Origin of the sequence: Kitasatospora sp. NPDC086791 (assembly GCF_040685975.1) — a bacterium.
In the GTDB taxonomy this organism is placed as follows: domain Bacteria; phylum Actinomycetota; class Actinomycetes; order Streptomycetales; family Streptomycetaceae; genus Kitasatospora.
On the sequence record NZ_JBFBOC010000044.1, the window covers coordinates 10975 to 25624 of the forward strand.

Consider the following 14650-nt stretch of genomic DNA (forward strand, 5'->3'; position numbering starts at 1 on the left):
GCCGGGGCGTCCTGCGGACATTCGATTCTCGTTGTGACCTGCATTGAGTCAACCCTCCCTGTGTCACACACCGTTGTGGACCGGCCCCGGGCGGTGGTTGGACCGTCCGGGGCCGTTGCAGGTTAGCGGATGACGCGTCGTCAGGACTTGGGCTGAGCCTCGGCCTTGGCGTCCTCGCGGACCTTGGGCTGGGCGTCCACGCCGGCCTCGCGGCGCTGCGCCGGGGTGATCGGGGTCGGAGCACCGGTCAGCGGGTCACCACCGGTGGACGTCTTCGGGAAGGCGATGACGTCGCGGATGGTGTCGTACCCGCCGAGCAGGGTGACGATCCGGTCCAGACCGAAGGCGACCCCGCCGTGCGGCGGCGGGCCGTAGTTGAACGCGTCCAGCAGGAAGCCGAACTGCGAGGCCGCCTCCTCCTCGGAGAGGCCGATCGCGTCGAACGCCCGCTTCTGCACGTCGCGCTGGTGGATACGGATCGAACCGCCGCCCAGCTCCGAGCCGTTGAGGACCAGGTCGTAGGCGTTGGACAGCGCCGAGCCCGGGTCGGTGTCGAAGGTGTCCAGCGACTCGCGGGTCGGGGCGGTGAACGGGTGGTGCACCGCGTGCCAGCCCTGGAAGGCGCCCTTGTCGTCCTCGATCGGCTCGAACATCGGGAAGTCGACGACCCAGAGGAAGGCCCACTTCGACTGGTCGATCAGCTCGCAGCGGCGGCCGATCTCCAGCCGCGCGGCGCCGAGCAGCTCCTGCGAGGGGCGCTCCTTGCCGGCCGCGAAGAAGACCGCGTCGCCGTTCTTGGCGCCCGCGGCGGCGGCCAGGCCGGCCAGGTGCTCCGCGGAGAGGTTCTTGGCGACCGGGCCGCGCAGCTCGCCGGTCTCGGCGTCGATGAGCACGTAGGCCAGGCCCTTGGCGCCGCGCGCCTTGGCCCAGTCCTGCCAGGCGTCCAGCTGCTTGCGCGGCTGCGAGGCACCGCCGGGCATGACCACGGCGCCGACGTACGGGGCCTGGAAGACCCGGAACTCGGTGCCCTTGAAGTACTCGGTGAGGTCGGTGAGTTCCTGGCCGAAGCGGACGTCCGGCTTGTCCGAACCGTAGCGGCTCATGGCGTCCGCGTAGGTCATCCGCGGCAGCGGGTTCGGGATCTCGTAGCCGTGCACCTCGCGCCAGACGGCGCCGATGATCTTCTCGCCGAGGGCCAGGACGTCCTCCTGGTCGACGAAGGAGGCCTCGATGTCCAGCTGGGTGAACTCCGGCTGCCGGTCGGCGCGGAAGTCCTCGTCGCGGAAGCAGCGGGCGATCTGGTAGTAGCGCTCCATGCCGGCCACCATCAGCAGCTGCTTGAACAGCTGGGGCGACTGCGGCAGCGCGTACCAGTGGCCGGGCTGCAGGCGGACCGGGACGAGGAAGTCGCGGGCGCCCTCGGGGGTGGAGCGGGTGAGGTACGGCGTCTCGATGTCGAGGTAGTCGTTCTCCTCCATCACCCGGCGGATGATGTTGTTGACCTTGGAGCGCAGCCGCAGGCCCTTGGCGGGGCCCTCCCGGCGCAGGTCCAGGTAGCGGTAGCGCAGCCGGACCTCCTCGTTGACCGTGCCCGGCTCGTACTCGGCGACCGGGAAGGGCAGCGGGGCGGCCTCGGAGAGGACCTCGATGTCGCTGACGACGACCTCGACGGCGCCGGTCGGGATGTCGGGGTTCTCGTTGCCCTCGGGGCGGACGCGGACGTCGCCGACGACCTTGACGCAGTACTCGGCGCGCAGGCCGTGCACCGAGTCCAGGTCGCGGACCACGATCTGCACGGTGCCGGAGGCGTCGCGCAGGTCGATGAAGGCCACGCCGCCGTGGTCGCGGCGGCGGGCGACCCAGCCGGCCAGGGTGACGGTGGTGCCTGCGTGCTCCGGGCGGAGCGTGCCCGCGTCGTGCGTGCGGATCACAGCTGCTTCTCCTTCAGGGTGGTGACGAGTGCGTCGAGGGCGACGGGAGTCTGCTCGCCGGTGCTCAGGTCCTTGAGCTGGACGACGCCCTCGGCGAGGTCCCGGTCCCCGGCGATCAGGGCGAAGCGGGCGCCGGACCGGTCGGCGGACTTCATGGCGTTCTTGATGCTCTTGACGCCGAAGGCGAGGTCGGTGGCCACGCCGGCCCGGCGCAGCTCGACCACCTTGGCGAACAGGACGTTCTTGGCCTCCTCGCCGAGCGCGACCGCGTACACGGCGGTGGCGGCCGGCAGGTCGAGGGTGACGCCCTCGGCCTCCAGCGCGAGGAAGCTGCGGTCCACGCCGAGGGCCCAGCCGACGGACGGCAGCGCCGGGCCGCCGATCATCTCGGAGAGCCCGTCGTAGCGGCCGCCGCCGCCGATCGCGGACTGCGCGCCGAGGCCGTTGTGCACGAACTCGAAGGTGGTGCGGGTGTAGTAGTCCAGGCCGCGGACCAGCTTCGGGTCGTCCACGAAGGCCACGCCGGCCGCGGTGAGCAGCTCGCGGACCTTCTCGTCGTACGCCTTGCAGTCCTCGCAGAGGAAGTCGCGCAGCATCGGAGCGCCGACCAGCTGCTCCTGCACCGACTCGCGCTTGTCGTCCAGGACGCGCAGCGGGTTGATCCCGGCCCGGCGGCGGGTGTCCTCGTCGAGGTCCAGGCCGCCCAGGAACTCGATCAGCGCGGCGCGGTAGACCGGGCGGCACTGCTTGTCGCCGAGGCTGTTGAGCAGCAGCGAGTAGTCGCGCAGGCCCAGCGAGCGGAAGGCGTCGTCGGCCAGGATGATCAGCTCGGCGTCCAGCGCCGGGTCCTCGGCCCCGATCGCCTCGGCGCCGACCTGGGAGAACTGGCGGTAGCGGCCCTTCTGGGCGCGCTCGTAGCGGTAGTAGGAGCCGGAGTACCAGAGCTTGACCGGCAAGTTGCCCTGCTTGTGCAGGTTGGCCTGGAGCGCGGCGCGCAGCACCGAGGCGGTGCCCTCCGGGCGCAGCGCGAGCTCGTCGCCGCCCTTGGTGGTGAGGGTGTACATCTCCTTGGTGACGATGTCGGTGGACTCGCCGACACCGCGGGAGAACAGCTTCACGTCCTCGAAGACCGGGGTCTCGACGTAGCCGTAACCGGCCCGGCGGGCGGGCGCGGCGATGCGCTCGCGGATCGCCAGGAAGGTCGCGGAGCTGGGGGGCAGCAGGTCGTAGGTGCCCTTGGGGGCGGTGAAGGTGCTCAACTTCTCTTCCGTCACATTCCTCGTCGCGGGAAAGCCGGGGCGCCGACCGCCCCCGCTGCCTGTCGGAGGTAGGGGTTGGTGGCGCGCTCGCGGCCGATGGTGGTCTGACCGCCGTGGCCGGAGAGGACCACGGTGGAATCGTCGAGGGGCAGGCACACCCGGGCCAGCGACGCCATGATCGCCTCGCTGTCCCCGCCCGGGAGGTCGGTGCGCCCGATGGAGCCGGCGAACAGCAGGTCGCCCGAGAACAGCACCGGGGGGAGGTCCTCGGCACCGGGCGTCCGGAAGGTCACCGACCCCCCGGTATGGCCCGGGGCGTGGTCCACGGTGAGCCGCAGGCCGGCCAGTTCCAGCACGCTGCCGTCGGTGAGTTCGCGCACGTCGTCGGGCTCGCCGACGGTGAGTTCGCCCATCAGCTGGGTGCCCAGGGAGCGGCCGAGCGCCTTCTCCGGGTCGGACATCATGTACCGGTCCTCGGGGTGGATCCAGGCCGGGACGCCGCGGGCGCCGCAGACCGGGACCACCGAGGCCACGTGGTCGATGTGGCCGTGCGTGAGCAGCACGGCGACGGGCTTGAGCCGGTGCTCGCGGACCATGTCCTCGACGCCGCGGGCCGCCTGGTGGCCGGGATCGACGATGACGCACTCCTCGCCCGCCGCCGGAGCGACCAGGTAGCAGTTGGTGCCCCAGGCTCCTGCGGGGAATCCGGCGATGAACACGCGCGTCCTTCGTGATGCGGTCGGTGGCGACGAGGATGGAAGTCAAGTGGTGTACGGGCAGCCTACCGGCGGTACGGCTCCGGTTGCGAACCAGATAGGGGTGGCGGGACACGTCCGTCTGACAGGTTCACCACGTCCTTACGGGCCCGGTCCCTACACTTGGCCGCCGAGGGATGCGATGATCCGCTCCGGAATCCATCCACTTTTCCCGCACATCCGTAGGAGACACGGCCGGTGGTCAGCAGCGAACAGCGGCGGCGGCAGCTCGCCCGCGAGAAGTACGAGCGCCAGATGGAGCGCCGGGTCGAGATCGCGGCCGCGCGCAAGCGCCGCAACACGATCCTGGGCGCGTCGCTGGCCGTCGTGGTCCTGGCCGGGGGCGGGACGCTCTTCGCCACCGGCGCGTTCGGCTCGGACGACAAGGACAAGGGCTCCACGAGCGGCGCGCAGGCCGCGCCGACCCGCACCGCGGAGCCGACCGCCCCGACCCGCAAGCCGGTCGAGGGCTGCACGACCCCCGCGCCGGGCGCCCCCAACGGCAAGCAGTGGCAGGCCGAGCCGGCCATGACGGTCGACCCGGGCGGCTCGTACACCATGGCGCTGGACACCAACTGCGGCAAGGTGACGATCGCGCTGGACGCGGCCAAGGCCCCGCACACGGTGAACTCCTTCGCCTACCTGGCCGGTGAGAAGTACTTCGACCACACCAAGTGCCACCGCCTCACCACCGACGGCATCTTCGTGCTGCAGTGCGGCGACCCGACCGCCAGCGCGACCGTCCCGGGCGGTGCGGGCGGCCCCGGCTACAAGTTCGCGGACGAGAACCTGACCGGCGCGACCTACCCGGCGGGCACCGTGGCGATGGCCAACTCCGGCCCGGGCACCAACGGCAGCCAGTTCTTCCTGGTCTACAAGGACACCCAGCTGCCGCCGAAGTACACCCCCTTCGGGAAGATCACCGGCGGCCTGGACGTGGTGCAGAAGATCGCCGCCGCCGGCACCCTGGAAGGCTCCACGGACGGCCACCCGATGGCCGACGTGACGTTCAACTCCCTTACGGTGTCGAAGGGTTGACCAGTCCCGGGGCCGCCGGCGAGCGGTGTCCGCACCGCCGCCGCCCGGCCCCGGCCCGAAATCGCCCGGCCCGGATGCGGACAGCACCGGGCCTGGTCGCCTATGTTGGCGTTGTATAGGGTGCCCGGACCCGCCTAGCCGCCACCCTCGGCAGCAAAGCACGGCGGACGGGGACGGCGGACTCATCGGTCCGCCGCACATCAACTGTGGACGACGGTCGCGCGCCGCCCCGGCGCGGGCGCGACGTCATGTGGAGGACGCGCTATGAGCAGCGACCCGTGGGGCCGTGTGGACGAGCAGGGCACGGTCTACGTCAGGACGGCCGACGGCGAACGCGTCGTGGGTTCCTGGCAGGCCGGCTCGCCCGAGGAGGCCCTCGCCTACTTCGAGCGCAAGTACCAGGGCATCGAGGTGGAGATCGGCCTGCTGGAGAAGCGGGTGCGCACCACCGACCTGGCCGCCAAGGACGCCCAGACCGCGCTGGAGCACCTGCGCGCGCAGGTGGTCGAGGGGCACGCGGTGGGTGACCTGGAGGCCCTGGCCAAGCGGCTGGACACGCTCGCCGGCGAGATCGAGAGCCGGCGCGAGGAGCGCAAGGCCGCCCGCGCCAAGGCCCAGGACGAGGCCCGCGCGGCCAAGGAGGCCCTGGTCGCCGAGGCCGAGCAGCTCGCCGAGTCCACCCAGTGGCGGGAGGCCGGGGACCGGCTGCGCGCCCTGGTGGACACCTGGAAGGGCCTGCCCCGCCTGGACCGCAAGAGCGACGACGAGCTGTGGCACCGCTTCTCGCACGCCCGCTCGGTCTTCTCCAAGCACCGCAAGGCGCACTTCGCCACCCTGGACGCCGAGCGCGAGAGCGCCCGGCAGACCAAGGAGGCCCTGGTCGCCGAGGCCGAGGCGCTGTCCTCGTCCACGGACTGGGGCAGCACCGCGGCCGCCTACCGCGACCTGATGGCGCGCTGGAAGGCCGCCGGCCGCGCCCAGCGCGACATCGAGGACGAGCTGTGGGCCCGGTTCCGCGGCGCGCAGGACGTCTTCTTCCAGGCCCGCTCCGCGGTGTTCAGCGAGCGGGACGCCGAGCAGGTGGAGAACCAGAAGCTCAAGGAGGCGCTGGCCGCCGAGGCCGAGGCGATCCTGCCGATCACCGACCTGAAGGCCGCCAAGGCCGCGCTGCGCGAGATCAACGAGCGCTGGGAGGCGATCGGGCACGTGCCGCGCGAGGTCCGTCCGAAGCTGGACGGCCGGCTCAACGCGGTCGAGCGGGCCATCCGCGAGGCCGAGGACAGCGAGTGGAAGCGCTCCAACCCGGAGGCCAAGGCCCGCGCGGCCGGCATGGTCGGCCTCTTCCAGGCCAAGGCCGACAAGATCCAGACGGACCTGGACAAGGCCCGCGCGGCCGGCAACGCCTCCAAGGCCGCCAAGCTGGAGTCCGAGCTGGCCGGCGTGCGGACCCTGCTGGAGCAGGCGCACAAGAGCCAGGAGGAGTTCAGCGGCTGATCCCCGTCTGAACCGGCCCGGCCCGAACGGCCGGGCACGGACGACGAAGGCCCCCGGGGAACTCCCCGGGGGCCTTCGTCATGCCTCCGCCGTCACTTCCGGGCGGAGGTGACGCGGTAGACGTCGTACACGCCCTCGACGCCGCGCACCGCCTTGAGCACGTGGCCCAGGTGCTTCGGGTCGCCCATCTCGAAGGTGAAGCGGCTCATCGCCACCCGGTCGCGGGAGGTCTGCACCGCCGCCGACAGGATGTTGACGTGCTGGTCGGAGAGCACCCGGGTGACGTCCGAGAGCAGGCGGGAGCGGTCCAGCGCCTCGACCTGGATGGCCACCAGGAAGACCGACGACTGGGTGGCCGCCCACTCGACGTCGATCATGCGCTCCGGCTGCTGGCTCAGCGACTCCACGTTGACGCAGTCGGCGCGGTGCACCGACACGCCGTTGCCGCGGGTCACGAAGCCGACGATCGGGTCGCCCGGCACCGGGGTGCAGCAGCGGGAGAGCTTGACCCAGACGTCCTCGACGCCCTTGACGATCACGCCAGGGTCGCCCTTGGCCCGGCGGCGCACCGCCCGGCGGTTGTCGTGCGTCGGGGTGGCGGTCTCCGCCAGGTCCTCGGTCGCGCCCTCCTCGCCGCCGAGCGCCTGGACCAGCTTCTGGACGATGTTCTGCGCGGCGATGTGGCCCTCGCCGATCGCGGCGTAGAGCGAGGAGATGTCGGGGTAGCGCATCTCGTGGGCCAGGGTGACCAGCGAGTCGCCGGTCAGGATCCGCTGGATCGGCAGGCCCTGCTTGCGCATCGCCCGGACGATCGCCTCCTTGCCGTGCTCGATCGCCTCCTCGCGGCGCTCCTTGGAGAACCAGGCACGGATCTTGTTGCGGGCACGCGGCGACTTGACGAAGCCCAGCCAGTCCCGGGACGGGCCGGCGTTCTCCGCCTTGGAGGTGAACACCTCGACGGTGTCACCGTTCTCCAGGGTCGACTCCAGCGGCACCAGCCGCCCGTTCACCCGGGCGCCTATCGTCCGGTAGCCGACCTCGGTGTGCACCGCGAAGGCGAAGTCGACCGGGGTCGCGCCGGCCGGCAGGGCTATCACGTCGCCCTTGGGAGTGAAGACGAAGACCTCGTTGCTGGCCAGGTCGAAGCGGAGCGACTCCAGGAACTCGCCCGGGTCGGCGGTCTCCTTCTGCCAGTCCAGCAGCTGCCGCAGCCAGGCCATCTCGTTGACGGCGCCGGCCTTGTCGTCCTTGCGGACCTGGGTCGGGGTGTCGGTGCGGACCTTGGAGGCCCCGGCCACCGCGCGCTGCTTGTACTTCCAGTGCGCGGCGATGCCGTACTCGGCCCGCCGGTGCATGTCGAAGGTGCGGATCTGGAGTTCGACGGGCTTGCCGCCGGGGCCGATCACCGTCGTGTGCAGCGACTGGTACATGTTGAACTTGGGCATCGCGATGTAGTCCTTGAACCGCCCCGGCACCGGGTTCCACCGCGCGTGGATGGTGCCCAGCGCCGCGTAGCAGTCGCGGACGGTGTCGACCAGGACCCTTATGCCCACCAGGTCGTAGATCTCGGCGAAGTCCCGGCCCCGGACGATCATCTTCTGGTAGACCGAGTAGTAGTGCTTCGGCCGGCCGGTGACGGAGGCGGTGATCCGGGCGCCGCGCAGGTCCGCCTGCACCTGGTCGATGACGGTCGCCAGGTACTCGTCCCGCTTGGGGGCGCGCTCGGCGACCAGGCGGACGATCTCGTCGTACATCTTGGGGTAGAGGATCGCGAAGGCGAGGTCCTCCAGCTCCCACTTGATGGTGTTCATGCCCAGCCGGTGCGCCAGCGGGGCGTAGATCTCCAGCGTCTCGCGGGCCTTCTTCTCCTGCTTCTCCCGCTTGAGGTAGCGCATCGTGCGCATGTTGTGCAGGCGGTCGGCCAGCTTGATCACCAGGACGCGCGGGTCCTTGGCCATCGCGACGACCATCTTGCGGACGGTCTCGGCCTGCGCGGCCTCGCCGAACTTGACCCGGTCCAGCTTGGTGACGCCGTCCACCAGCAGGGCCACCGAGTCGCCGAAGTCCTTGCGCAGGGTCTCCAGGCCGTAGTCGGTGTCCTCGACGGTGTCGTGCAGCAGCCCGGCCATCAGGGTCGGCGCGTCCATCCCGAGCTCGGCCAGGATCGTCGCGACGGCCAGCGGGTGGGTGATGTACGGGTCGCCGCTCTTGCGCTTCTGCCCGCGGTGCCACTTCTCGGCGACCGCGTACGCCTTCTCGATGTCGCGCAGCAGTGCCGGGTCGGCCTTGGGGTCGTTCGCCCGGATCGAGCGGAACAGCGGCTCCAGCACGGGGTTGAGCACGCTGGAGCGCTGACCGCCGAGGCGGGCCAGGCGGGCGCGCATGCCGCCGGTGGAGCCGCGGCCGGACGGGGCGGGCGAACGCGGGGAGGTCGGCGCCGGGCGTGCCGGGGTGGCCCCCGAGGGCGTGGGACGGTCTTCGGGAGCGGCCGCTGCGGCCGTGGGCACAACCTCGTCGGGCAAGGACAACTCCTCGGGGCACCGGGCCGACCCCTGCCGCGGTCCGAACGGACGGACACAACCGGGAGGGGATGAATCTTCATGGTACCGAGCCGGGCGCCCCGGTGTTCATCCGGCCGGGCCAGGAAACGGAAGGGCGGCGGTCGGATCGCTCCGGCCGCCGCCCTTCGTGCACGTCCCTCAGACCGTGACCAGCGTCTCCAGCGGAGCGCCGGCCAGGTGCCCGGCCAGCCGCGCGCGGCCGTCCAGGAAGCCCAGCTCCATCAGCACCACGACGCCCGCCAGCTCGGCGCCGGCCTCCTTCACGAGGTCGAGCGAGGCACCGATGGTCCCGCCGGTGGCCAGCACGTCGTCCACCACCAGCACCCGCTCACCGGGCGCGAAGGCGTCGCACTGCACCTCCAGCGTCGCCGAGCCGTACTCCAGCTCGTACGAGCGCTGGAACACCTCGCCGGGCAGCTTGCCCTGCTTGCGGATCGGCACGAAGCCGAGCCCGGCCGCGAAGGCCGCCGGGGCCGCCAGCACGAAACCGCGCGCCTCCAGGCCGACCACCTTGGTCGCCCCGAGCTCCTTCGCCCGGTCGGCCAGCGCCCGGGTGAGGGCGCCGAAGGCCTCGGCATCGGCGAGCAGCGGCGCGATGTCCTTGAACAGCACACCCGGCTTCGGGTAGTCCGGGACGTCCCGGATCCGGCTGTTCAGCAGCTCGGCCAGGGAACTCCTCCCGCCCGGCGGCGGGCCGGGAGGGACGGTGTCGGCGGTGGTCACGGTGGTGTCCTCGGGGTCGTGGTTCGGTTCAGCGCTTGGTGGACGGACGGCCCTTGGCCCGGGAGCCGGCCGCACGGCCACGCTGACCGACCATACCCGCGGGCTGGCCCTCGTCGGCGGTCTCGTCCGCGGGCCCCTCGTCCTCGGCCTTGGCGGCCGCGGCCCGGTGCTGCAGGACGCGCTTGCGCAGCGCCTTCATCTCGGGCTGCTCCTCCTTGAGCTGCGCCAGCAGCGGGGTGGCGACGCAGATCGAGGAGTAGGCACCGGCCGCGAGGCCGATGAACAGCGCGAGCGAGATGTCGTTCAGCGTGCCGGCGCCGAGCAGGCCGCCCCCGATGAACAGCAGCGCGGCGACCGGCAGCAGCGCCACCACGGTGGTGTTGAGCGAGCGCACCAGGGTCTGGTTGAGGCCGGCGTTGGCCGCCTCGCTGTAGGTGAGCTTGTTCTGCTTGGCGAGCCCCTTGGTGTTCTCCTTCACGGTGTCGAAGACGACGACCGTGTCGTAGAGCGAGTACCCGAGGATCGTCAGGAAGCCGATCACCGTACCGGGGGTGACCTCGAAGCCCACCAGGGCGTACACGCCGATGGTGATCAGGAGGTCGTGGATGAGGGCGACCAGGGCCGCCACCGCCATCCGCCACTCGAAGGCGATCGCGAGGTAGGCCGTCACCAGGATCATGAAGATGACCAGACCGGTGAGCGCCTTGTTGGAGATCTGCTTGCCCCAGCTGGGGCCGATCACCTGGGCCTCGACGGTGTCCAGCGGGACGCCGACCTTCTCGGCGAGCTGCGAGCGCACCTCGTCGGAGCTCTTCGGCTCGTCGGTGCTGACCTGGATGCGGATCTTGCCGTTGTCGGTCGACTGCACCAGCGGGTGCGAGGAGACGACCTGGTCGGCCTTCTCCTGCGCCTGCGAGACGGTCAGGCCGGGCTTGGTCACGGTGTAGACCGAGCCGCCCTTGAACTCGATGCCCAGGTGCAGGCCCATGGCCAGACCGATCGCCGCGACCAGCACGATCACGCCGGAGATGGAGTACCAGAGCTTGCGGCGCCCGACGAAGTCGAAGCTGATTTCGCCCTGGTAGAGCCGGTGGCCCAGGTTGGAGAAGCGTGACACGGTGTCAGGCCTCCTTCACGGCGGCAGAGGAGGAGGAGCTGCGGCGACGGCTGCTGCGCAGCGGCGGGCGGGCGCCCAGGCGCTTCGGGTCCAGGCCGGACCACGGGTGGCCGTCCAGGAAGAACTTGCGGCGGGCCAGCAGCGTGATCAGCGGCTTGGTGAACAGGAAGATCACCACGACGTCGAGCGCGGTGGTCAGACCCAGGGTGAACGCGAAGCCCTGGACCTTGCCGACCGAGACCAGGTAGAGCACGGCGGCACAGAGGAAGGACACGAAGTCCGAGACCAGGATGGTGCGCCGGGCGCGCGGCCAGGCCCGCTGGACCGCCGGGCGCAGCGGGGCGCCCTCGCGGACCTCGTCGCGGATGCGCTCGAAGTACACGATGAAGGAGTCGGCGGTGATGCCGATCGCGACGATCGCGCCGCAGACCGCGGGCAGGTTCAGCGCGAAGCCGATCCCGCCGCCGAGCAGGCTCATGATCGAGTAGGTCATGATCGCGGAGACGATCAGACCGGCGATCGACACCAGGCCGAGGCCGCGGTAGTAGACCAGCGAGTAGGCGACGACCAGCAGCATGCCGATCGCGCCGGCGACGAGGCCGGCCTTGAGCTGGTCGCTGCCGAGCGCCGGGGAGACGGTGGTGATGTCGCTCTTGACGAACTCCAGCGGCAGGGCGCCGTAGCTCAGCACGTTGGAGAGGTCCTGCGCCTCGGCCTGGGTGAAGCGGCCGGTGATGACCGCGCTGCCACCCTGGATCGGGCCGTTGACCTGCGGGTGCGAGACGACCTGGTTGTCCAGCACGATGGCGAACTGGTTGTTCGGCGGGGCCTGGGCGGACAGCTTGCCGGTGACGTCGGCGAAGGCGGTGTTGCCCTTGTCGTTGAACTGCAGCTGGACCTGCCAGCCGGCACCGGTCTGGGTGTCGATGGTGGCCTGGGCCTTGGAGACGTCCGAGCCCTTCACGGCCGCGGGGCCGAGCGCCAGCTTCTCGTAGTAGCCGTTCTCGGCCTTCTGGGAGCAGGCGACGACGGCCTTGTCCTCGGCGCCGGTCTGGGCGGCGCGGACCTCGGGCTTGGAGCAGTCGAGGGCGGCGAACGCGGCGGACAGCTCCGGCGGCACGGTGCCCTGGGTCATCGCGGCGCTCAGGTCGGCGGCGCTCGGCGGGGTGGCCGGGGCGCTCGGGGTGCCGGTGGCGGCCGGGGCCGCGCTGCCGGTGGCGGCGGCGGACGGGGCCGCGCTCGCGCCGGTGGCGGCGGCGGACGGGGTGGTGGTGCCCTCGGCGGCCAGTGCCTCACCGACGGTGCGGCCCTGCTTGGTGGCGCTCGCGGACGGCGTGCCGGTGGCGGCGGCCGACGGGGTGGCGCCGGCGGCAGGGGTCGCGGCCGGGGTGCCGGTGGCACCGGCGGACGGGGTGCCGGTGGGCGCCGGGGCGGTGATCCCGCTCGGGGCCACGGCCAGGACCGGACGGAAGAACAGCTTCGCGGTGGTACCCACCTGATCCGCCGAGTTCTGCCGGTCGCCGCCCTTGGGGATGTTCACGATGATCGTGCTGTCGCCCTGGGTCTGGACCTCCGCCTCGGAGACACCCATGCCGTTGACGCGGCGCTCGATGATCCCGGTGGCGATGTCCATGTTGGACTTGTTGATCGCCTTGGGGTCGGTCGACTTCGCGGTCAACGTGATGCTGGTGCCACCGGCGAGGTCGATCCCGAGCCGGGGCTTGGTGTTGCCCGTCCCGAACATGAGGGCGACCAGTCCGACGGTGACGACCAGGATGAGGGCCAGTGCCCGCCCTGGGTAGCCGTCGCGCGGGCGCGACTTGGGTGCTGCCACCTTGCTCGTTTCTCCCTGTCCATGCCACCTCCCCGACCGGACCCCCGTCCGGCTCGTGGCTGAACGGGGGTGCGGAGGTTCTGCGGCCCTGAGGTCCTGTGGGCTCGCGGCACTGTGCCGCGCGGCCGAGCGGGTTGCCCGGCCGTACTACTTGCTCGCGGGAGCCCCGCCCTCGACGTCACCCTTCTCGGCGCCGTCCTTGGTGAGCGACAGCGGCTTGTCCTCGACCGGCTCGGCGTCGGCGTCCTCGGCCTCCGGCTCGGGGAGCTCGTCGTCGGCGGGGCGGCCGTTGATGATCGCGTCGTACTCCTGGGGGTCCAGGACGGCCGCGATCGCGCTCTTGGTGAAGTGGGTGACCACGCCGGGCGCGATCTCCAGCTCGACGGTCTCGTCGTTGACCGCCTTCACCTGGGCGTACAGACCGCCGATGGTGCGCACTCCGGCCCCCGGCTCCAGCGAGGTCTGCATGCTCTGCTGCTGCTGCTGGCGCTTCTTCTGCGACCGGAACATGAGCACGATCGCGATGATCGGGAGGAGAAGGATGATGAGGTTCACTGCAGCCAGGGTCCTTTACGGGCCGCCGGGCCGGCGGCCTGTGTGGTATGGGTCGGCCCGTCAGGTGAGAGGGGCGGTCCGGCGGAGTCTATGCAACCCCGAACTGATCGGACAACGCCAAGCATCGCATCCTGCCGCCGAAAGTGGCGACCCTCCGCCTGCACGGTTTCCCCGGGCTCCGTTCCCGGCTCCTCCTTGCGGTGCACCGGCCGCGCCGGGCGGGAACGCACCACCCGGGCTCACCCGTTCAGCCGATGGCGGTCAACTTTCGTCGGCCGGGAGGAGCTCCGGCCGGGTCGGCGCGCCGCCCCGGATGGTCTGGACCGGCGGGGCGAGCCCGAGGTGCTGCCAGGCCGCGGCGGTGGCGATCCGCCCGCGCGGCGTCCGGGCCAGCAGGCCCTCGCGGACCAGGAAGGGCTCGGCGACCTCCTCGACCGTCTCGGCCTCCTCCCCCACGGCGACCGCGAGTGTCGACAAACCGACCGGGCCGCCGCCGAACAGCCGCAGCAGCGCGTCCAGCACCGCGCGGTCCAGCCGGTCCAGACCGCGGGCGTCCACCTCGTAGACGGCCAGCGCCTGGGCGGCGATCCCGGCGGTGACCACCCCGTCGTGCCGGACCTGCGCGTAGTCGCGGACCCGGCGCAGCAGCCGGTTGGCGATCCGCGGGGTGCCGCGCGAACGCCCGGCGATCTCGGCGGCGCCCGCCGGGTCTATCTCCACGTCCAGCAGCGCGGCCGAGCGGTGCACCACCCGCTGGAGCTCGGCCGGGGCGTAGAACTCCATGTGGCCGGTGAAGCCGAAGCGGTCGCGCAGCGGGGGCGGCAGCAGGCCGGCCCGGGTGGTGGCGCCGACGAGCGTGAAGGGCGGCAGCTCCAGCGGGATGGCGGTGGCGCCCGGGCCCTTGCCGACGATCACGTCGACCCGGAAGTCCTCCATCGCCATGTAGAGCATCTCCTCGGCGGGCCGGGACATCCGGTGGATCTCGTCGAGGAAGAGCACCTCCCCCTCGGTGAGCGAGGAGAGGATCGCCGCGAGGTCCCCCGCGTGCTGGATGGCCGGGCCGGAGGTGATCCGGATCGGGGCGCCCAGCTCGGCCGCGATGATCATGGACAGGGTGGTCTTGCCCAGCCCGGGCGGCCCGCTCAGCAGCACGTGGTCGGGCGCGGCACCGCGCTTGCGGGCGGCCTGGAGCACCAGGGACAGCTGCTCGCGCACCCGCTCCTGGCCGATGAACTCGTCCAGCAGCTTGGGGCGCAGCGCCGCCTCCACCGCCTGGTCCTCACCGTCGGCGGCGGCCGTGACCAGCCGGTCGGCGGGTTCCGAGTCGTACATCGTGGCGTGCTCCAAGGTCTCCGGAGTCGACAAGGGGACAGATCGTCAGGT

Annotated in this window: 11 protein-coding genes; 2 read left to right on the forward strand and 9 right to left on the reverse strand. The window is 71.6% G+C overall.

Annotated features, from left to right (window positions below):
- Positions 1-140 precede the first annotated feature (140 nt).
- From aspS to AB0Q99_RS31900, 3 genes are read right to left on the reverse strand one after another with little or no spacing between them, the layout of a single operon-like run.
- A complete protein-coding gene (gene aspS / locus AB0Q99_RS31890) occupies positions 141-1931 on the reverse strand; it encodes an aspartate--tRNA ligase (protein WP_363577331.1) in 1791 nt (596 codons plus the stop codon).
- Positions 1928-3190: a histidine--tRNA ligase gene (gene hisS, locus AB0Q99_RS31895; RefSeq protein ID WP_363577333.1), complete on the reverse strand. Its 1263-nt coding sequence runs from the start codon at positions 3188-3190 to the stop codon at positions 1928-1930. The genes aspS and hisS overlap by 4 nt, the downstream gene beginning before the upstream one ends.
- 11 nt (positions 3191-3201) lie before the next feature.
- Entirely contained in the window at positions 3202-3909 is a 708-nt protein-coding gene (locus AB0Q99_RS31900) for an MBL fold metallo-hydrolase (RefSeq protein ID WP_363577335.1), read from the reverse strand.
- 234 nt (positions 3910-4143) lie between these two features.
- Between AB0Q99_RS31900 and AB0Q99_RS31905 the strand changes: the two genes are divergently transcribed.
- Entirely contained in the window at positions 4144-4983 is an 840-nt protein-coding gene (locus AB0Q99_RS31905; RefSeq protein ID WP_363577337.1) for a peptidylprolyl isomerase, read from the forward strand.
- A 264-nt stretch (positions 4984-5247) separates the two neighbouring features.
- Positions 5248-6477, forward strand: coding sequence for a DUF349 domain-containing protein (locus tag AB0Q99_RS31910; protein ID WP_363577339.1), 1230 nt, complete (start codon positions 5248-5250; stop codon positions 6475-6477).
- Positions 6478-6569: 92 nt separating this feature from the next.
- Here AB0Q99_RS31910 and AB0Q99_RS31915 read toward each other — a convergent pair whose 3' ends face one another.
- The 6 genes from AB0Q99_RS31915 to ruvB all read right to left on the reverse strand — a co-directional run bounded on the left by AB0Q99_RS31915 (position 6570) and on the right by ruvB (position 14599).
- Positions 6570-8984: a bifunctional (p)ppGpp synthetase/guanosine-3',5'-bis(diphosphate) 3'-pyrophosphohydrolase gene (locus AB0Q99_RS31915; protein WP_363577374.1), complete on the reverse strand. Its 2415-nt coding sequence runs from the start codon at positions 8982-8984 to the stop codon at positions 6570-6572.
- A 192-nt stretch (positions 8985-9176) separates the two neighbouring features.
- Entirely contained in the window at positions 9177-9761 is a 585-nt protein-coding gene (locus tag AB0Q99_RS31920; RefSeq protein WP_363577341.1) for an adenine phosphoribosyltransferase, read from the reverse strand.
- A 28-nt stretch (positions 9762-9789) separates the two neighbouring features.
- Positions 9790-10878: a protein translocase subunit SecF gene (secF, locus tag AB0Q99_RS31925; RefSeq protein ID WP_363577343.1), complete on the reverse strand. Its 1089-nt coding sequence runs from the start codon at positions 10876-10878 to the stop codon at positions 9790-9792.
- A 4-nt stretch (positions 10879-10882) separates the two neighbouring features.
- Positions 10883-12712, reverse strand: a complete 1830-nt coding sequence (gene secD / locus AB0Q99_RS31930; protein ID WP_363577345.1) for a protein translocase subunit SecD — start codon at positions 12710-12712, stop codon at positions 10883-10885.
- A gap of 147 nt (positions 12713-12859) precedes the next feature.
- Positions 12860-13267, reverse strand: a complete 408-nt coding sequence (gene yajC, locus AB0Q99_RS31935; RefSeq protein ID WP_363577346.1) for a preprotein translocase subunit YajC — start codon at positions 13265-13267, stop codon at positions 12860-12862.
- Between the two features lie 261 nt (positions 13268-13528).
- Positions 13529-14599, reverse strand: coding sequence for a Holliday junction branch migration DNA helicase RuvB (gene ruvB / locus AB0Q99_RS31940; protein WP_363577375.1), 1071 nt, complete (start codon positions 14597-14599; stop codon positions 13529-13531).
- Positions 14600-14650 lie beyond the last annotated feature (51 nt).